Origin of the sequence: Escherichia coli (assembly GCF_036503815.1) — a bacterium.
GTDB lineage: Bacteria > Pseudomonadota > Gammaproteobacteria > Enterobacterales > Enterobacteriaceae > Escherichia > Escherichia coli_F.
In genome coordinates, this window is sequence record NZ_AP027764.1 from 4,319,097 (window position 1) to 4,339,155 (window position 20,059).

Below are 20,059 nucleotides of genomic sequence, written 5' to 3' on the forward strand. Positions count from 1 at the left end.
CCCTTAACGACATTCAGCTGATAGCTGGGTTAATAACTGCTGCTGACTCTCTGGTGGCAGTTGATAATTGGCGACACAGTGAGCATTTTCCTCTTCTCCCCATTTCACCTGAACTTTTCCCGCTAAAGGCATCCCGCTGAGATAAACCTGACCATTATCCGCAACAATGCCGCTACTCTGGCTACTCTCTGATGTGACCATCGCCCCAAACGGCAGCGGCTTATTATTATGGGTTAGCGTCATGAGCAGTTTTATCCCAACACGCGCTTTAAACTCTGCTCGCACAATTGCCCCACGGGTGGGAACAACGTTAGCAACCGCGTTATCTAAATCGACGTTATCAGCCAGGGTATTGGTATCCAGCGCCACTCTATTTTCCCGATATTCTGTGGCATAAGGCAGCACGGCATAGCCGCGCCAGTCGGTACGCACCCCCGTCTGGTTTTCAACTTTTGCATCTTTTGCGCCAGGCGCTTTAACTAGCACCACCGTATCGTTTAACGGCTGCCCCAGCGTTACGCCATTGGCATGAGCCAATACCCCACCGCTGATTCCGTAATAGAGCTGCTTAATATCATCGCTATGGCTGTAACCAATGTTGGCATTGCCGTAGCCACCGCGATAATTCAGCGCGGCGTAGCCTGTACTTCCGCTATTACCATCGCCTCCCCCGGCATAGCCGGTTTGCACGCTATAGCTGAGGTTATTGTCTTCCAGCAACGTACCGTATACGCCCGCAAGGTTGGTCATCCGACCGTTGAGATCGTGTGACATGCTGTAGCTGGCACTGGCATGTCGCCACTGAGATTTACTGTCAGAACGCAGCCAGTGGCTGAAAGGAATATTGACGTTAAGAGCCAACATCTGATCCCGTCCTTTTTGCCACGCGTTTTTCGTCAGGCTATAGCTGAGCGTCCAGTTGATATCTTCGAAAGCAGTATTTAATCCAGCCTGGAATTGCTCATCGACATTACTCGTTCCCCAATAAGTTTGATGGCTACCACTCAAATACAGTGTTGATGTGCGTCCGAGTTGCTGAGTAACAGTGAGCTGTAATTTCCCGCGTTTGTTATAAGCGAGATTGTAATAGTCGGTAAATTTCGGCTTAACCTGAATAACACCATCCTGTGTTTCGATGTTGTAGCCACTCATTCGGCTGTATGTTGTATCAGCGAAATTAAAATACCCGCTGGTCGAGTAACGGTAACCCACTAACTGAAAATTCGTACCTGACTCATTGAGCGATTTGTTATAGAGAAAACGCACCGATTGCCCGTCATGCTGACTGTCATCAGGAAGTGTGGAATTAGCCTGCGTCATATCCACGGACAGAGCGCCCAGTGCCCCCATGTTTTTCCCGATACCGAAATTAAAAGCGCGATAACGATCCGCCAGTTGCGTTCCACCATATATTGTCCAGCCAGCCGGAAGGCCGTGGAGTAATGTACTCTGGAAAAAACGGGGTTTATCCTGTTGCGCATTTCCACTACGGTATTCTCCTGCCGTAATGGAATAACGAGTATGCCCTTCACGTTGCAAAAGCGGGACTGACGAATAGGGTACGGTAAAGATCTGCGTGCTACCGTCAGCCTCTTTAATCGTTACCTGCAAGTCACCACTATTACCTGCGGCATAGATATCGTTGATGGTAAAAGGCCCCGGTGGCACCGTACTATTATAAATGTCATACCCATTTTGTTTAATAGTGACCTGTGCAGTACCACGAGCAATACCGTGGATCACCGGGGCAAATCCTCTTTGGCTATCGGGTAACATATTGTCATCTGAGGCCAATTGTGCGCCGCGAAAGTTAATACCATCGAAAATATCGCCCTGAGTATAACCATCACCCAGCGTCAGCCGGGAACGTAACGGAATTATGTCTCGCTCAAGCCAGGTATTGATATGCTGCCATTTATTTTTGCTACCTGATGAACTGTCGCTACTGTTATAACTCCAGGTGGTATTGTCGCGTAAACGCCACGCACCAATATTTAACCCACTCTGTAGGTTTAAATATGCATAATGACTGTTACCACCAATCCGATTCTGTACACTATTTCCGCTGAAATTATAATTGAGCAATCCGGCATTAATACCGGGATCCCATAACTCAGGAGGAATATAACCACGCGCGCGATTACTCATAAATGCCTGAGGGATCGTCAGGTTGAGTCGCTGCTGACCAACATCTAAATGCGCAGTAGCGTCATGGATCATTGAGGTTAATGGCACGCAGGCATCATCCGCCAGCAGATTCATACCGGAGACAGAAGCCGTATTCAGCCCCATACTGGCAAGTTGCGCGCGTGTCAGGCAGGGAACAATCCCTTGTTCACTGTCGCCCGTATTAAATGTGACATCACGCGTTGCCATATAACCATTATTCAAATAGATATCGACGCGATACGTCCCTGGCGGTAATTCTTGACCATTCTCAAAACGCGATAAATCGGCCACAGCCTGGGGATCATCCGCTAAAAAGCGCGGATTAAAATAGAGTTCGGCAGATGACAAAGGTGCCTGTGCGGCAAAAGCACAGGCGACAAAGAGCCGAACAAAAAAACCAGCCAGACGAGGCTTACGAATATGCAAGCATTGTGTGTTTCGCTGGTAAAGTCTTAAATTCAGATATGACATTATTCCTCCGGTTTAAAATTACCCGGCAGTCAATTCTTTTTATTCAGGCGAAAAATTCCCCCTGCGTTATTCCATTACGCCCGTCATTTTTGGAGTAAGTGCGCCATAATCATTTATTGTTCGGTAAGTAATGTTGCTTCCTGCATCAGAAGGTAATTTAACTGTGCTTTCGCCCATTGGAGGCACCAATGCATTTTCAAGAACCCGAGTTCCGGCATTCAACTCTGTTACCGTCAGGTAATAGGGTGTCGGGTTAATCAGCGTCAGAGAATTCGCGCTACGACGAAATCTTAACTTTTCTGCGGCCTGATCGGGTGGCAACGCTAATTTAGCCGGGCGATAGTACAATTTAATGCGGCTGATAATTGCGAGCTGTAGCGTATTCTCAGTCAATTTTGATTTATCCATTGACGGAATCGCTTTAACGTTCATCCAGAATAAACTTTCCCGATCCTGTGGCAATTGGTTATTTGTGGCATCAAGAATACGCAAGGTATTCTCTTTTTTCCCCTTCATCGCAAACAGAGGTGGTGTCACGATAAAACGACCATCCTTTACACCATCGGCATTTTCTACCCATGATTGAATTAAATAGGTGCTATTTTCATCATTATTTGTCACGGCAAGTTGTACTTGTTTTTGCCCTGCCGGATAAATAACGCGAGTCGCACCTAAGGCCACTCCTGCTTCCGCGCGTCCGGCAGCCATCATTGCCATGATCATCAGGATACCTGCCAGCAAGCAGAATGTTATTTCCTGCAATTTCCTTACATTGACGTTTTTATTACTCACTGTCCTGTTCCTGTTATCACATTATCTGCTGAACAATTACTGATAGGTTAAAGAGAACCAGGCCTGAGCATTGGCGATGCCGCCAGTAACCCGACGCCCGGTAGCACGATATTTGGCGATGAAATGTAACGACGTAGAGCCTGAGTAAAGTCGTTTCCAGTTTGCTGGAGGACGATTAATCGGTACAAGGTTTCCTTCATCATCAAACAACGCTACGCCAATATTGGTGGCAATCCCTGGCCCCTCTCCCACGGAAAGCACATCCGGATTTTTACCATCCGCGACACCGTGAAACGCCACACCCACACGTTCACTCACCACCGTGCTACATTCCCGTAAATGAATAACAAAAGGCACCGGTGCGCTATCTTCCCCAACCGCATGAAACCGGTTACTGCTGATTTGCCCCATATTGACCGTCATTTGTTTATCACCAGCTTCAATCCGGCAAGCTTCTGCAATAATGACGCCCTGAAATTGCATATTTCCGCCGGGCAACGTGGTGTTCCATTTATTTCCGGCCAGAGCAAACATTGGCAGCAACGACGCTAATAGAAATAATCTCTTCCTTTTCATCGTTATTTATATCGCACAAGGGTGGGCATCCCTGCCCGTAATGACGTCCCTGAACCTGGGTAGGTTATTGATACTGAACCTTGAAGGTCGCATCCGCATTAGCAGCACCTGGGGTTGCGGCACCGGTTGCAAAATAACGCGCCTGGAACGGAATGGTGTTAGTACCGTTATTCAGGGTTGTTTCTGCACTAAATGTCGCACCGTCCAGCGCCAGAGCCGCACCGGTTCTGTCCAGAATTTGCACACCAACATTTGTTGCGCTACCTGCAGCAGAACTCTGCAGAGCCAGTACATCAGTATGCGTAGCATCAATTGCCGTACCTAAGAAGGCAACAGCGGCTTTTGTAGCAACAGTGGTATCGCAATCATTCAGCTGAATGTTAAAACCAACGGCAGAGCTGGTTGCTCCAACCTGCTTCAGGCTAGCGGTACGAACCTGTCCTAACTGAACGGTTTGATCAACAGAGCCTGCATCAACTGCGCAAGCGGCGTTAACAACTTCCCCTTTGAAGTGAACGGTCCCACCATTTACCGTCGTAGTATCGGCCAGAGCCGCTGCGGAACTGAGGGACAGAGCCGACAGAACAACGATTGCCAGAGTTTTAATTTTCATGCTGCTTTCCTTTAAAAAAACTGTTTCTAAATCGACATGGGCAGTCGTTCTGTACACTTTGTTTTGAAACGAATTGGACTGCCAACACTGCACAGTTCTTCCCCAAAAGATGAAACATTTGGGGCCATTTTGACTCATAGAGGAAAGCATTACGCACGAACTTTCTTAGTTTATTATTTGGATTTATATTCTATTAATACATTATTTTATAGATTTTTATATTGAACGCGGTGGTTTTTGGAGAGATGAATGAGGAAGTTGCTTCGAGACACAAAAACGTTAGCTTTACCTATAGCGGAGGTTATGTGAAATTAATTTATAAGAGAAACAATTTACATATCAAACAGTTAGTTGCTTTATGTCGTTTTTTTATATTTTTATGCTTGAGAACAAATACAAAACTTTTTTATGATATGGACAGTTTGGCCCCAATTGTCTTATATTCCTTTATCTTTTCATATTATTATCAATAAGTTACATCAGGCATCTTCTCTTTTTAATTTTTCGTTTATGAGATTATTTCTTTCCCATAATCCGGCAAAACGTGCAGCATTACTGGCGGTATAACGCACAGTATGGCGAATATTTCGATGCCCGAGGTAATCCTGAATTAAACGGGTATCTGCACCACGCTCCGCCAGTTCATAACCGCAAGCATGCCTTAACATATGAGGATGAGTCTGCGTCACGGTTCCAGCTTCAATACCGGCATCGCGAATAATGCGATAGGCCTGCTGGCGAGAAAGTCGACTCCCGCGGCGAGAAATAAATATGGCGTCGGTCTGGTCAGCGCCTTTCCAGTTAATACGTTCCTGGGTCCAGCGCTCCACAGCTTCACGCTCATCAAAACGTAACGGGTGAACGGTAGAAAATCCGTTCTTCAGTCGGCGAATATTTATTCGACCTTCGTTAAGGTCAAGATCCTGATAATGCAGATCAAGCAGTTCACTAATACGCATCCCATGCCGATATGCCAACAAAATTAGGCAATAATCTCTGGCTCCCGTTGCCCCGTAACAAACCGCCTGCATCATGTCCTGCACTTCTTTACCGGTAAGATAACGACGTTTACTCACAATAGTAGTACTCCTGACTGAGATATATTTGAATGAATACCTATAGGAAACCTCAATCGGTTAAAATTAGCCCAATAGATAAAAAGATAACCACACAGGAAGTTATGTGGCTATCAGTCAATTACATTAAATATCATACAAAAATAAAATATCACTGATGTGACAACATCTATTTTCATTGATTTGATTCAATATAACAATAGATTGCAGCGGATTAACTTCCAGTTGCTTAAAAAATAAAGAAAAAAGTGCAGAAACAGGAGAACTTGAGTGATGTGTAAATTTATGAATGATTTTGTTTATTTATTTTGAAGAACACAAACCATTGTATTTTGTATGGATATGGTTAACTTAATGTTTATTATGATAATTAAGAATCACACTTACAATAACATCAATTAATAAATGGCTAATCATTTTTGATATATCGTAAGAATAATGTATTTTTTAACACCATCCCTGGTATCTCATCTATCTCTATAAAACTGCGTGATGCTGTCGTCCTCTGGCTCTATCCCAGATGCCGTAAAAACGCCCTGCATTGCTGGCGGTATACCAGACAGTATGACGAATATTGCGATGTCCAAGATAATCCTGGATAAGTCGTGTATCTATTCCCATATTCGCCAAAGCAAAACCACACGAATGGCGTAACATATGCGGATGAATCTCCAGTGATAACCCAGCATTACCACCAGAAGTCGAGATAATATGGTAAAACTGTTGCCGAGAAAGCGGGTTCCCTTACGTGATAAAAATACCCACTCGCTCTCAGCATGCGGATACGAAGTACGGATACTCAACCAGTTTTTTAAAGCCTGAACTTCTTTGTTCAATAGCGGGTGCGTTGTTGAAAAGCCTTTTTTTAATCGATGGATATAGATACACTTTGCCTTAAGATCAATATCCGAAATCCTCAATCGGCAAATTTCACTCGCCCGGAAACCATGAATAAAACAAAGCAAAGTCAGACAATAATTACGTGCTGCATGAGGCCCGGTATTTGCTGCTTTAAGGAGTGACTCGATTTCACTATGGGTAAGGAAGTTCCTTTTTTTGTTATCAGCCTTATTCTTCATCGTTTTCCCTTATAATTACAGACGCGCACTAGCTGTGCTGGGTTAGCAATAATCCAACATTTTAATCCTGATTATGTTTATAAAAGCGAACGTTTGCTTAATAACTAACGTAAGTGGACCAGTTCTTCTGAGCGAACTTAAATGGAGTAGCGATAGTTACTTATAATAACTTTGCCATACAAACGCCATGCTCTTGCATGCTATGTACCTTTATATATTTATCAATCTGATACGAATATAATAATAACCCTCATCATTAATGCAACTAATCTTATCTATATATCATGTGATATGTTCTGTAACAAGTAAAATCAACATAAAAAATTCAGCAAAATTTAATATTCGTTCAACTAGCCGTCTCACATATGACATTATTAGTCAACTCCATTTGCCACAAAATGGCTATTTCATGGAACACAGTAATTTCTTAGTGGCTATTATCAAGCTAATTCTTAGGTCCCTAGCGATTATTCCTGGCTGGTTCGTCAGTTTAGGTCATGAGATTGCTACATTCCTTTTTATCCTGGAGATATGGGGGAACGCAGGCGACGCTTTTTCATCTACATTCATTGGTAAATATGGCTTTGGTCAATACGTCTTAAACCTTCTTCAATCACAGCTATTCGCCGGGCGATACGGCAAACAAACTAAGTGAAGCATCATCCTGAAAACACCAATGCGTACTGAACATCAACAAGCCTCTCCTGATCGACTTCAGAACTGACCAGTTACAAGCCACAAATCAGGAAACATATTTCATGATGAGAATTATGATCAGCCTGATGGCGGGTAAACACTTATTTTCACCACGCTCACTGAGTTAGCCAGCAAAGCTCCCCTTGTTTAGAGTGCAAATAAATAACATACAAAACAAATAGTTAATCAAATATCTTTGATTTGTGAAGGCCATCGTAAGTGTTCGTCTGACTTCAAATGGCATCTTCTTCATAGAAAAATATAGACATATTTTGTGACGCGAATTGCAAATCTGGTTTTGTTATATGGATTGAGTGATTTTTGATCTGGTATAACAGGTATAAAGATGTACCGCAGTAGTCAATGAGACTGAGCATCTCGCAATCTATGACAAACATCACTTCAGTCTGAAAGGAATATGAAAATGAGATCAACAGACACTCTATTTTATGACTCTGGGTAAAATGGATTGAGTAAGTGATATAGCTTACGAACATTCAAATCAATCAAACATCAGAAGAGATTTTATACTCAGGTATTTAATCTGGATCTCTGTTTATTTAAATAATGTGGAAAGAGATTTTTCACAGGAGACATTATACAAAAAATATAAAATACAGCTATCGGTTGCCAAAGACACTATAAGCCTGGCAAAAAATATTACACAACATAAATACTAATTGTTTATGCGGGCTTTGTATTGCTTTCTGTATCCTACAAATGAGTGAAATTTATGAAAAAGGCTAAAATACTTTCTGGCGTATTATTACTGTGCTTTTCGTCACCATTAATTTCTCAGGCTGCAACACTAGACGTACGTGGTGGATATCGTAGTGGAAGCCACGCCTATGAGACTCGACTCAAAGTCAGTGAGGGATGGCAAAATGGATGGTGGGCAAGTATGGAAAGTAATACCTGGAATACCATTCATGATAATAAAAAGGAAAATGCCGCACTCAATGATGTTCAGGTTGAAGTTAATTACGCGATTAAACTTGATGATCAATGGACGGTGCGCCCGGGAATGTTAACGCATTTTAGCAGTAACGGCACACGCTACGGACCCTACGTAAAATTGTCCTGGGACGCGACAAAAGATCTTAATTTTGGCATTCGCTATCGTTACGACTGGAAAGCTTACCGACAACAAGACTTATCCGGTGATATGTCTCGTGATAACGTTCATCGTTGGGATGGATATGTCACTTACCATATTAATAGTGATTTCACCTTCGCATGGCAAACGACGCTATACAGCAAACAGAACGATTATCGCTATGCAAACCACAAGAAATGGGCGACGGAAAATGCATTTGTTCTACAATACCATATGACGCCCGATATTACGCCATACATAGAATATGACTACCTTGACCGTCAGGGTGTTTATAACGGCAGAGATAATTTATCGGAAAACAGTTATCGCATTGGTGTGTCATTTAAACTGTAGTAGACAGGAGACAGTCACAATGAATAAAACAATAACGGCGCTTGCTATCATGATGGCTTCATTTGCCGCAAACGCGTCTGTATTACCGCAAACTCCTGTGCCTTTTAAAAGTGGTACCGGAGCAATTGATAACGACACTGTCTACATTGGTTTAGGTAGCGCAGGTACGGCATGGTACAAGCTGGATACACAGGCCAAAGATAAAAAATGGATAGCGTTAGCTGCATTCCCTGGTGGGGCGAGAGATCAAGCAACCTCTGCATTTATTGATGGCAATCTGTATGTGTTTGGCGGCATTGGCAAAAACAGCGAGGGCTTGACTCAGGTATTTAATGACGTACACAAATACAACCCCAAAACCAATAGCTGGGTTAAATTGATGTCGCACGCGCCGATGGGCATGGCGGGTCATGTGACTTTTGTACACAACGGCAAGGCTTATGTTACTGGCGGTGTTAACCAAAATATCTTTAATGGCTATTTTGAAGATCTCAACGAAGCTGGAAAAGATTCAACCGCTATAGAGAAAATCAACGCCCACTATTTTGACAAAAAAGCAGAGGATTATTTCTTCAATAAGTTTCTGTTGTCTTTTGATCCCTCTACACAGCAATGGAGTTACGCTGGCGAATCTCCCTGGTACGGGACGGCTGGTGCAGCGGTTGTGAATAAAGGTGATAAAACCTGGCTTATTAATGGTGAAGCCAAACCAGGACTACGAACGGATGCCGTATTTGAACTTGATTTCACCGGTAATAATTTAAAATGGAATAAACTTGCTCCCGTCTCATCACCAGATGGCGTCGCTGGCGGTTTTGCGGGGATAAGCAATGACTCACTTATATTTGCCGGGGGGGCCGGATTCAAGGGGTCGCGGGAAAATTATCAGAACGGTAAGAACTATGCGCATGAAGGCCTGAAAAAATCATATAGCGCTGATATTCATCTTTGGCATAACGGGAAATGGGATAAATCGGGCGAATTATCGCAAGGTCGGGCCTACGGAGTATCATTGCCCTGGAATAATAGTCTATTGATTATTGGCGGTGAAACTGCAGGCGGCAAAGCGGTAACGGATTCAGTATTGATCTCTGTGAAGGATAATAAAGTCACAGTGCAAAACTAACGCTTCAGGGCCCCAGTAAAGGGGCTCTGCTATCAATTTGCCATTTCAATTACGCGAAAATTATATGAACGCAATAATATCGCCCGATTATTACTATGTTCTTACCGTTGCCGGTCAGTCTAATGCCATGGCGTATGGCGAAGGACTGCCATTACCGGACAGGGAAGATGCGCCTCATCCCAGAATTAAACAATTAGCGAGATTCGCGCATACGCATCCCGGAGGCCCCTCATGTCACTTTAACGACATTATTCCACTGACTCACTGCCCACACGATGTTCAGGATATGCAGGGTTATCACCATCCTCTGGCAACGAATCATCAAACACAGTACGGCACCGTTGGCCAGGCACTGCATATTGCACGGAAATTACTGCCCTTTATTCCTGATAAAGCGGGGGTTCTCATCGTTCCATGTTGCCGTGGCGGATCGGCTTTTACCGCGGGCAGCGAAGGGACATATTCAGAACGGCACGGAGCCAGCCATGATGCTTGTCGTTGGGGAACGGATACTCCGCTATACCAGGATTTAGTCAGCAGAACGCGAGCCGCACTGGCAAAAAATCCGCAGAACAAATTCCTCGGCGTATGCTGGATGCAAGGCGAATTTGACTTAATGGCCAGTGACTACGCGTCACACCCTCAACACTTTAATCATATGGTTAAAGCCTTTCGTAGGGATCTAAAACAATACCATTCTCAGCTTAATAAAATTACTGACGCGCCGTGGTTTTGCGGCGATACCACCTGGTACTGGAAAGAAAATTTCCCTCATGCGTATGAAGCTATTTATGGCAATTATCAAAATAATGTTTTAGCCAATATTATTTTCGTCGACTTCCAGCAACAAGGTGCAAGAGGACTGACGAACGCGCCTGATGAAGATCCGGACGATTTAAGCACGGGATATTTCGGTTCAGCGTACCGGTCAGCGGAGAACTGGACGACGTCACTGCGAAGCAGTCATTTCAGCGCGGCAGCCCGTCGGGGGATTATTTCTGACAGGTTTGTAGAAGCAATTTTGCAGTTTTGGCGCGAAAGGTGAGCGGGGAGTTTATTCATGGGGGATGTCCTTGTCCGTTCCCAAAACAGGCAACAAAAAACAAATGAGATCAAGGTAATATCTCTTCACTTGCAGGCTCGAACAGCAGGCAATTGCCAATATAATAATCTGGCACAAGGGTGAAAAACGCGCACCGCATAAACCGTTGTTATTGCTTACAGATTAGCCGGATGCCTTAATAGACATCCGCGCCTTTTCGATTATGGCTCGGAAATCTACGAACCTCTGCACAGTTTACTGGAACGTTTTGGTCCACAGCGTTCACAGTACCGACCTGATATGCCGTTCTGGCGATTATAAGGCGACGGATTCTGGCAAATAGACGATGATAATATGCTTAATGATGTTCAAAGAAATTAGGCCATCATTATATTATTGCTTGCATTTTCTTTCATTCCCAAAAGCACCCGCCATTAATCCCAGGCGCATTATGCAAAGGAAAATGATTAGGTAAACAATAAGATTTATAATCAGGAAAGGCGACTCGCAATAAAACGCAAAGTCGCCTTAACATTGGTAAAATATGCCCTTTACTACTCCTGTATCATGAACGGCTCATCACATTTAAAGCTGACGTTGATCCAGACTGCTATATATTGCCTTTATTTCATTTTTTACGCTTTCGCCACGGTACACCAAAGACGTATCGTATCGTTGATACTTATCTTCCCGTGCAGCACTGAACCAGTTAAAAGATCCGACACACAGCAGTTCTTCATCCTCAATCACAATTTTGCTGTGGACACGATTAACCAATTTCGTAGCGATACCCATCTTATTGAGCTTTTCAACAGCATCATTCAGCAGATTTTTTTTCTCCTGACGCTTATCATCATCGACATGCGCTATATTGCAGTTTTTATCCGTCACCACAGTAATATCAATGCCCCGGGAACGGGCCAAAGCCATTGATGCCAGAAATCCCGTTTGCTCCATTTTTTGCCAGGATAACCAAGGGGAAATAATCGTTATTTTCTTTTGAGCTCCGGCAAGAGTCTTGTTCAAAAATTCATCATGCTGCTCCACGCCATGCAGCGTTGAAATTTGTGTATGTGCGGAAATTAAATCCTGTCGTTTATGAAACTCAAATTGCAACGCATTATTATCTGAAGAAAAGAGATATTTTGCCAATAACCCTCGCGGCGAAAATGCGGGCTGCATCTCGATAAGGTCCATATCGCCAAATACCAGAAAACTATCTTTAGCGCGTGAGACAGCAACATTGAGGATACTGCTGTTGCTATCAAGAAACCTGCCATCTTCATGTTTTGAGTAGACTGGAGAAAAGAGAACAATCGCCCTTTCCGCCCCCTGCAAGGAGTGCACAGTCCCCACTGTCAGTGAACCCTCCTCGTCTTTGCCATTAATTTCCAGCTTACGCAATGACGTTTTGATAGCATTAACCTGCGCCGAAAATGGCGTCACAACACCAACAACTTTGTACAGTGGTTCCCCGTAATGGCGCTCTATATCATCCTTATGTGCCACCAGCCATGCTGCTATTGTTTCAGCTTCAAGAGGGTTATAACGGCTCCCCCCATTTGGCTTCATGCCTCTACCATCAATATGTAAATATCCCATTGCGGGGAAAATCGTCCCTTTTTCCATCCCTCTTTTAGGCTGCAACTTACCGTGATAGCAAAGTGAGTTACAGTAGCCGATGATGTTATTGAAACAGCGACGATGCTCATACAGATACATTCCGCGCTCGAACTTGGGATCATACTGGTAGTGAGAGTTAAACTGGGCTACCTGCATTACGCTGCCAGATGCTGCACTTTTTCCAGACCCACACACGTGAGTATATGTATTTATTAACTCTTCCTGAGTGCCACCAGAAATAATATTCTCCTCAAGCATATTGCCCATATCAGTGACGGGTAGACAATTCCAGATTGGAGCTATTTGCTCCGTATCGCCAATCACCAGCGCTTTCTTCGCCAATGCAAAGGAAGCTGCAGCAACCTCCGGGAGTACCTGCCCGGCTTCATCGACAATCAGTAAATCAGCAAAGTTATATAAATAATTATTATCCGATGTTCTATCGCCACCAAAAGATTTTCTTCTGTTCATATGGTAAGGCAACATGTAGCAGGTCATCACCACACAAGGAGTAAGTTTCATTCTTCTTAGCCAACGAGCCTCGGCGATAGTTATCCCGGTAATTCCTTTTTCTTTTTGCAAATTATCTATAGCTGCCATATCAATCAGCCAACGCCCCTCCCAATAATGGGTCGCTACCAAGAACGCTGGAAAACGAATCTGAGTATCGGCAAGTTCATCCGCTCCTGAAAGATTCAATTCATCGTCACCTCTGTAACCCAAAGCATAAGTCAACTCACGCCATTGTTTTGCAGCTTCTATTTCGCGTCGGGCTATATCCTTCGCATAGTTGATGTTCTGTTGGCACTCATCCTGCTCCTTTTGCGTTTTAGCAATCAAACTATCAATAAATTCATCAATATCTTCGGGATAATTTCCCTGGAACGATGTCATTCTTGTGCCAAACGTAGAGTCCAGGAAGAGGTTAATCTGGTAATGGCGTTTAGTACGAACAGCAGGAAGCCATGACAAAACCGCATACACTAGCGACTCATCAGCACGGTATTGCTGCCACTGCTTTTTACCTCTGGTTAAAAGTGAAATTTCATTGCCAATATTGAGAAGACGTGTGTTTTCGTCCTGAAGATACTGGTCGAGATTCTCACTGATGGCTCGCTGTTCATGGCGGATATCATTAAGCCTGCGCCATGCGGGTTCGATTTGCTGAAGTTGAATAAAATGTGAAGTTAAACGTTCATGCAAAAGCGTCACTACATGCTCTGGTGAATTGCACTCTCCAGCTCCAAACGCCACCTCCGCTTTTTCAAGGTAAAATGCCCGGGCTTTTTCCAGATATTCCTGGGATTCAACGTGGTTAAAAAAATCTTCAGTCTGGTATTTCTTCGCAGCCTCAACCTGACGGCTTTTAGACGGAAAATAAGCGCCATAGCTTATTACCTCCGGCAACCAACGACCAGCCATTACGCCAAAACCAGTAGAGAAATCTTTTCCAAAGGCTTCAATAATATTGGTGACGGCCTGATTGTTAGTTGATGTGGCAATAATTACAGGAGGTTCAGCTTGATTAAGTGCGGCTCTAGTCCATTCGGTGGCGATAATAGAAAGCACCAGCGTAGTTTTACCCGTTCCCGGAGGACCGTTAACAGCGAGCATATCCCCCTGCTGTTGAGTCAGATAATGGCTCAGGGCATCGCGCTGCGCCACTGCCAGCGGAAACTTATCGCCGGAATGCCCCAGACGTTCGCAGAACATAGCATTCTTAGCGAGAAGTGGCTCTAGTGGAACCATTTCATTTGAGGCAAAACGCGTTAATAGAGGAACCTTAACCTGGCTCATCAGCAGATGGTCATACAAAGGCAGGATATGAACACTGGCCCCTACATGCTGGCTAGCTTTAACAATATAACCGTATCCAGCCCGTTCGTATGGCTCAGATGTAGCGACCCAATTTCCAGCGACGTTTCTTAAAAGGTTATCTGACTGTTGAAGATAATTTTGCCAATGCTGACGATACCTGGCATGGCGTTCCGCTTTCTCTTCGTCAGTTTCTTCGTAATGTTCTGGTTGACCTTCATTAATGGTGGCTGTGTTATGCGTAGTTTTGTATTTGTCATATTGCACCAACTCACCAATAGAAAAATGACCGGAAGGGAGAGGTTCAAGCAGATCGCGGGGAATAGTGGCTGAAGCGGCAGGAAACAAAAAACCTTCCCTATTAAGAAGAGCGGAGGTAACCAGTGGCGTAATAATTGCGGGTGCACCTGCCGTTTGCTCTTTGCCATGCTTTACAATGCGGTTCCATACCTGGGGCCGTAACACGACTTCAACGTTTTTTACAGACTCCCCTTCACCGTCAAAAAATGCCCGAATAGTTTCGTCATCCAACTGCCCTGCGGTGATATTTATCCACCGAATGAATGATTCTGTATCTTTACGTGAAAACGTTCCTTTGCCAGATTCGGCGTCAGCTAAGGAGTTGCGCCAGTATGAAGTGAATCCCAATGTATTGCTGTCCATTTCTCATTCCGTGACATAATAGAAATCATTGATTTCATTGATGTAAATATTACTTATGATTAAACATTGTCCACGATGCGAGCGCGATCGCAATAAATATTGTGCCTGGAGGATGGATTAGATTTTCTGAAAGAGCTAAATCCTTAATAGATAAACGCGTACATACTTGGTTCGGTATTCTTAAGGGATTTAATATGGATTGAACCAGGTTGACGTTAGTTGAAAAAAACAGTGGAAAAGATTTGTGTGGCGCGGATTTCAGGCATAAAAAAGACCTCAGTTGAGGTCTATTTACATACTTTTGGTGCGAAGGCCGGACTCGCACATAAATTTAACTTATTGTAAAAATTGAAATTTAATTATAGTTAATTCAATTATGCCCCCTTTTGTGCCCCCAGCATTCTCTGTTCACATTTTGATTTTTGTTGATTATTTATCCAAAAATTCTCAGAGAAATAGTCAATCCAGTTAGGTTCCGTTAAACGGATCCAAACCGGGACTTGACTCTACAAAAAATACTTTTTTTTCGCAAAACCATGCACACTATTCACCCTGTAATTTTTTACATATATATCAATTGATTATGTGTTAACAGCTAGGTGAAGAGTGAACAGCTATCTCTACATTTGTGCGTTTCCAATAAGAAACCCGGCATCAGCCGGGTCAGTTAATCGTTATTTTAATATTGGCTCATCACACTTGGGCAGCCAGTCTGCATTACTCTCCTCTTTCAAAGTGAGGTTAGTTTGCATTCCCTGATTAGTTCGCCGTTTCTCATAATGTAGCCCGTACTCCTTCAGCATGACTGGCAACCCTTTGCCAAACATCGTAAGACTCAGGGTGTTTTTATAGCCATTAGCCTCCATGTATACGAGGTAGGCATGGTAAAGGTAGGTACGTGGCTGGCGTGGGACAATATTAGCGTTCCCCATAAACATACCGTTGGTGTCAGGTAATGCCTCAAGATAGCCACAAAAATCAAATGCTGGATCAGCATCACGCTTGATGGTGAGAGCCTCATCTGAATTCTGCTGCGACTGAAGCAATGTTCTGGCGCTCATCGGATCGCTGAAACGCTGCATGAGCTGGCGAACAATCACAGCCAGTTCTCGAGCAATTTTATCTTTCAGCTGCGGATCGCGTTCTTCCGGTGCTATCTGCTCAGGAAAATGCAGAATCACTCTCCTGCGGGACACACCACCACTACGATCAGTGAAGCGCATAGGATTATTATTTACGGCCAGGATAACCGCCGGAATATGTGTTGAATAAGCATTCTGATACTTGGGGTCCACCGATACCGCATCGCCACCAGTTATAGCCTTAAGCCCGGCGCCGTCGCCGCTCCACTTCTCCTGATCAGGCAGGCGAATAAGAGAAAAACCTATCAGAGCCGCACGTTCTCGCGGGGACTCCAGCGTTTCAATGGTCGCAGAGGTGGCGTTATCCTCTCCAGCAAGCATGGTCGCAATTTCAGCCAGAATACTTTTGCCACTTCCACCAGGGCCAGTCACTTCCAGAAATAGCTGCCAGTCATAGCGGTTCGCCAGCACCATAAATAACGCCGCAAGAATAATGTCGCGTTTAGCTGGCTTGTGTCCGGCAGCCCGGTCCAGCCAGCGCCAGAATGCCGGGGCATGAGTTTCAAGCGTTTCCCCCTTTACCGGTGGCGTGAAATCGACTTCACACAGGGTACGCAGCCAGTTCTCTTTACAGTGCGGACTAAAAAGCCCTGTTCGCGTATCGAGGACGCCATTACGAAAACCAATCAGATGACGTGCCGGATTTTGCTGCTGCGGAACAATTAACTTTAATGTTTCCACCAGTGAGGCAATTTTTCCTGAGGAAAACGGTGCATCGAGGCGCTGGAAAAGGGCTGCGACATCTCGGGAAAAATCTGACTGAGAAATCACTTTCCACGCTCCAGACTCGTAGCGGGATAAAAGCTGCCCGTTCGGATCAACCGCCAGTGCATCCCTGTAATGCTCCCGAACCCTCTGAGCTTTTTCGCTGACACTCATCGCTGTGAATTCTGCTTCACTCATTGTGTCGAAAGGACTGGCATTATGTGGCTTCAAAGCCTCAAGAATTGCCTTCCGGGTGGATTCCTCTCCGTATTGGGTAAGCGCATCATTCCAGTCACCAAAAACCGGTGGCAGCACAATGTCACACTGACACGCTTTTGCAGCAGTTTCAGCCCTGTTCTGGCCTGAACCATTCAGATCGCGGTCCGCTGCAATAATTAACTGATATCCCGGATACTTGTTATGGGCAACGCTGGCCAGAGAAAGAAAGTTGACCGACGAAAATGCCACCATGACGGCTTCTCCTGTCAGATGATGAATGGTAAGCGCCGTGGCGTAACCTTCCGCAATCCACATCCTTCTTAAAGAACTCCCGCCCCCTTCTATCAGATGATAGGCCTCCTTAACCTGACCTCCTTTAAGAAAACACTTGCTACCATTGCCACTGATAAGCTGAATATTCACCAGCTCCCCGTCAGCGTTATAGAGCGGGACGATCAAATCACCGGGGCGGAACATCACCCCACCGGTTTTATGAGCTGAAGTCAGCTCATGGCAAATATGCTCCGGGAAACCTTTATGTGTAAGATAAGTGTTTCCGGCAGATTCACGTGAGGCTTGCAGCAGTCGCGCGGCAAGTGCTGCTGCATCTTTCCCGCTATCGGTATCGGCGGTTAACGCCCTGACTTCGGAATTAACTACAGACAGACCATGTGTCAGTCCATGTATCCTGTCAGCTGCTTCACTGATATCCACATTCAGTGCCCTGGTGACAAGCGCTATACCATCCCCGGCACCGCACTGATTGCAGAACCATGTTCCGCGTCCTTCCTGATCGTCGAAGCGAAAACGATCTTTACCGCCACAGACCGGGCAAGGCTGATGGCGATTTTTCAATATATTCACGCCCAGCGCTGGCAGAATCTTAGCCCAGTGACCGCGGGCAGCCTTCACGGCCTGACTGACTTTCATTCCTGACATGACGCAGTTCTCCCTCAGTGTAAAACCGGCTTTTTGATGTGACGGACGCATAACTCATCCATTACGGCTATTCCGAGCTGGGAAAGTGCGGGACAGGACATTAGAGGGCCGGATTCCATCAGGTCTGAAAGCAGAGCGCAGGCGATTTCCATGCCTTTTGTTTGCCCGTGCTGTCGCAGATAAAATCCTTCAAGCTCACGGGCAATAGCGGTTTCAATTTCATCCAGAGTGAGCTGCAGATGGCGGTTTTGCTGATAGCAGGCACTCAACCAGGCGCAGGCTACCGCGCGGCGATACAACGCTACCCGAAGTGAAAGGGAAAGAGTGCGTGATTTCATTGCACCACCTCCATGTTCATGAGGTCATCCTGGCAACGCTGTACCACGCCATCAAGCTGCTCTGTCATCAGATAAATCAGGGAAACCAGTTGTTCACATTGAGCACTGGCAGGTTTTTCGTAGCAATCCTGAAGAACAGCCATTCCAGTGACAAACTCTCCCACGTTACGAAGATGCTTCAGGCGGAGAATATCGTCATAAGAGATTGCGGCGTGATTCATTAGATCACCTCCCGGACAGGCAGGCGAGCAGCAAGACAAAGCACATACTCATGGACCAGTGAAAGACGTACATGATGCTCATTGCTGGCGATGATACGCAGCATACTGATACGTGGTTTACGTTCTGCACGACGAACGGCGGCAAAAACAAATATAAATTGAGGATGTGACGGGGCGAGGATCGTAGCCATAAGGGCAACCTCCAATAAGTAGCGGTAAATGCCACCACCGGAGTTCCTACGCTCATGGGTGGTGACCCGAACGGGGGTAGGAATACCGGCCTTATTGGAAACCGGCCAGCCCGAAGGCTGCCCCGCCCGGACCACCATTATCTGAAAGGGGCTAAGGTATAAGCACCGCAGCCCGAAAAATGGGTGTGCCTGAGCAACGACGTAAAAAAAGACGCACGGCGCGTCTGGTGTCGCCAATAAGTAACTCGGGTTCCTACGCCCGGCAGCCGATTTTGCGGCAGCGGGAAAACTATACCTGGAAAAGATATCAGGACGCAAGCCAGAAAAAAGGAGATGAGACTGCAAAGCAAGTTTCACGCATGGCCTCCTTGCTCGCGGGCAGCAATTCGCGCCGCCATCCATGCACTGACCTCCGACTGTACCCAGGCCACATTTTTTCCACCCAGGGATATCTGCTGCGGGAAGGCATCGCGGCTGATAAGGTCGTAGATGGTTGAACGGGATAGCCCGCAAAGGTGCATCACTTCAGGTAATCGTATGAAGCGCTCCTGCTGAGCCGGAACCGGGAGCACCGGAGCAGCTGGTGCCGGGGTGGAAACGGAAATACTATTCATCTGGCTACCTCTCTAATATGTTTACAACAGTCCGGGCAATTCCATGCGGATTCAGGTAGCTCCTTATTATGTTTATATAAGCGGCTCGCGCATGCTTTATTTATTTTGTGTGAAATGTTGATTTCTCAAAAAATAAAACAGCTAAAAACCGTATGAAACGAACAAAAACAAACAATTCCTTTATGGAATATAATAAGGAGCATCAATAATAAAAAAGTCTATTACACTAGGCAGGATCACAGCTCAAATCTGAACCAGCCCATATCATTCAGGGCTTTACATCATAAGCACTAAGACAACACCTGATTAATAAAAGAGCCAAAAACGGCCAAAAATAAACAGCTCACCATATGTATCAATAAATCCGATGATTAAAGAAATTAAATTACCATCTTACTTCCGCATGTATCCGAATGTGTTTAATGAACATCAGACAAATTCATTTTTATGAATATTTTCCTGAAATGCAACTGAGTGCAGGGAGGTTGAATGTTCAATT

At 45.0% G+C, this 20,059-nt stretch carries 14 protein-coding genes and 3 pseudogenes; 4 read left to right on the forward strand and 13 right to left on the reverse strand.

Going from position 1 to position 20,059, the window contains the following annotated elements:
* Window positions 1-3: 3 nt before the first annotated feature.
* From fimD to fimB, 6 genes and pseudogenes are all read right to left on the reverse strand, one after another.
* Entirely contained in the window at window positions 4-2,640 is a 2,637-nt protein-coding gene (fimD, locus tag AABJ99_RS20695; protein ID WP_039020422.1) for a fimbrial usher FimD, read from the reverse strand.
* Window positions 2,641-2,706: 66 nt separating this feature from the next.
* On the reverse strand, window positions 2,707-3,432 hold the full coding sequence (gene fimC / locus AABJ99_RS20700; RefSeq protein WP_001403893.1) for a type 1 fimbria chaperone FimC: 726 nt from the start codon (window positions 3,430-3,432) through the stop codon (window positions 2,707-2,709).
* Between the two features lie 36 nt (window positions 3,433-3,468).
* Window positions 3,469-4,008, reverse strand: a complete 540-nt coding sequence (fimI, locus tag AABJ99_RS20705) for a fimbrial protein (protein ID WP_000824095.1) — start codon at window positions 4,006-4,008, stop codon at window positions 3,469-3,471.
* A gap of 64 nt (window positions 4,009-4,072) precedes the next feature.
* Window positions 4,073-4,621 carry a type 1 fimbrial major subunit FimA gene (fimA, locus tag AABJ99_RS20710; protein WP_039020423.1) on the reverse strand — a complete coding sequence of 183 codons (549 nt, stop codon included), beginning with the start codon at window positions 4,619-4,621 and terminating at the stop codon, window positions 4,073-4,075.
* 479 nt (window positions 4,622-5,100) lie between these two features.
* The gene (gene fimE, locus AABJ99_RS20715; protein WP_000044720.1) at window positions 5,101-5,697 is read right to left on the reverse strand and encodes a type 1 fimbria switch DNA invertase FimE; all 597 of its coding nucleotides are present in this window, start codon (window positions 5,695-5,697) and stop codon (window positions 5,101-5,103) included.
* Window positions 5,698-6,174: 477 nt separating this feature from the next.
* Window positions 6,175-6,776: pseudogene (gene fimB, locus AABJ99_RS20720) on the reverse strand (type 1 fimbria switch DNA invertase FimB).
* 1,429 nt (window positions 6,777-8,205) lie between these two features.
* Here fimB and nanC point away from each other — a divergent pair.
* The 3 genes and pseudogenes from nanC to AABJ99_RS25075 all read left to right on the forward strand — a co-directional run.
* Window positions 8,206-8,922 carry an N-acetylneuraminic acid outer membrane channel NanC gene (gene nanC, locus AABJ99_RS20725; protein ID WP_001295734.1) on the forward strand — a complete coding sequence of 239 codons (717 nt, stop codon included), beginning with the start codon at window positions 8,206-8,208 and terminating at the stop codon, window positions 8,920-8,922.
* A gap of 19 nt (window positions 8,923-8,941) precedes the next feature.
* The gene (gene nanM, locus AABJ99_RS20730) at window positions 8,942-10,048 is read left to right on the forward strand and encodes an N-acetylneuraminate epimerase (RefSeq protein ID WP_039022025.1); all 1,107 of its coding nucleotides are present in this window, start codon (window positions 8,942-8,944) and stop codon (window positions 10,046-10,048) included.
* Window positions 10,049-10,334: 286 nt separating this feature from the next.
* Window positions 10,335-10,679 (forward strand): annotated as a pseudogene (locus AABJ99_RS25075) (sialate O-acetylesterase); the annotation flags it as partial.
* 332 nt (window positions 10,680-11,011) lie between these two features.
* On the opposite strand, the gene AABJ99_RS25080 reads toward AABJ99_RS25075, so the two are convergent.
* Window positions 11,012-11,110 (reverse strand): hypothetical protein, encoded by a 99-nt coding sequence (locus tag AABJ99_RS25080; protein ID WP_418510044.1) that lies wholly within the window; start codon window positions 11,108-11,110, stop codon window positions 11,012-11,014.
* A gap of 92 nt (window positions 11,111-11,202) precedes the next feature.
* Here AABJ99_RS25080 and AABJ99_RS20740 point away from each other — a divergent pair.
* Window positions 11,203-11,408, forward strand: a pseudogene (locus tag AABJ99_RS20740) (phosphorothioated DNA-binding restriction endonuclease); the annotation flags it as partial.
* Between the two features lie 267 nt (window positions 11,409-11,675).
* Here the strand turns inward: AABJ99_RS20740 and yjhR are convergent.
* The 6 genes from yjhR to AABJ99_RS20770 form a co-directional block, all read right to left on the reverse strand.
* Window positions 11,676-15,191, reverse strand: a complete 3,516-nt coding sequence (gene yjhR / locus AABJ99_RS20745) for a helicase YjhR (RefSeq protein WP_338387444.1) — start codon at window positions 15,189-15,191, stop codon at window positions 11,676-11,678.
* A 674-nt stretch (window positions 15,192-15,865) separates the two neighbouring features.
* Window positions 15,866-18,196 carry a primase-helicase zinc-binding domain-containing protein gene (locus AABJ99_RS20750; protein WP_338387445.1) on the reverse strand — a complete coding sequence of 777 codons (2,331 nt, stop codon included), beginning with the start codon at window positions 18,194-18,196 and terminating at the stop codon, window positions 15,866-15,868.
* 14 nt (window positions 18,197-18,210) lie between these two features.
* Window positions 18,211-18,534: a DUF5375 family protein gene (locus AABJ99_RS20755; protein WP_000842357.1), complete on the reverse strand. Its 324-nt coding sequence runs from the start codon at window positions 18,532-18,534 to the stop codon at window positions 18,211-18,213.
* Window positions 18,531-18,755, reverse strand: coding sequence for a hypothetical protein (locus AABJ99_RS20760; RefSeq protein WP_001014979.1), 225 nt, complete (start codon window positions 18,753-18,755; stop codon window positions 18,531-18,533). Before AABJ99_RS20760 ends, AABJ99_RS20755 begins: the two co-directional genes overlap by 4 nt.
* Window positions 18,755-19,303, reverse strand: a complete 549-nt coding sequence (locus AABJ99_RS20765; protein ID WP_000761644.1) for a host cell division inhibitor Icd-like protein — start codon at window positions 19,301-19,303, stop codon at window positions 18,755-18,757. The genes AABJ99_RS20760 and AABJ99_RS20765 overlap by 1 nt, the downstream gene beginning before the upstream one ends.
* Window positions 19,300-19,560: a helix-turn-helix transcriptional regulator gene (locus AABJ99_RS20770; RefSeq protein ID WP_001084853.1), complete on the reverse strand. Its 261-nt coding sequence runs from the start codon at window positions 19,558-19,560 to the stop codon at window positions 19,300-19,302. Before AABJ99_RS20770 ends, AABJ99_RS20765 begins: the two co-directional genes overlap by 4 nt.
* Between the last annotated feature and the right edge of the window lie 499 nt (window positions 19,561-20,059).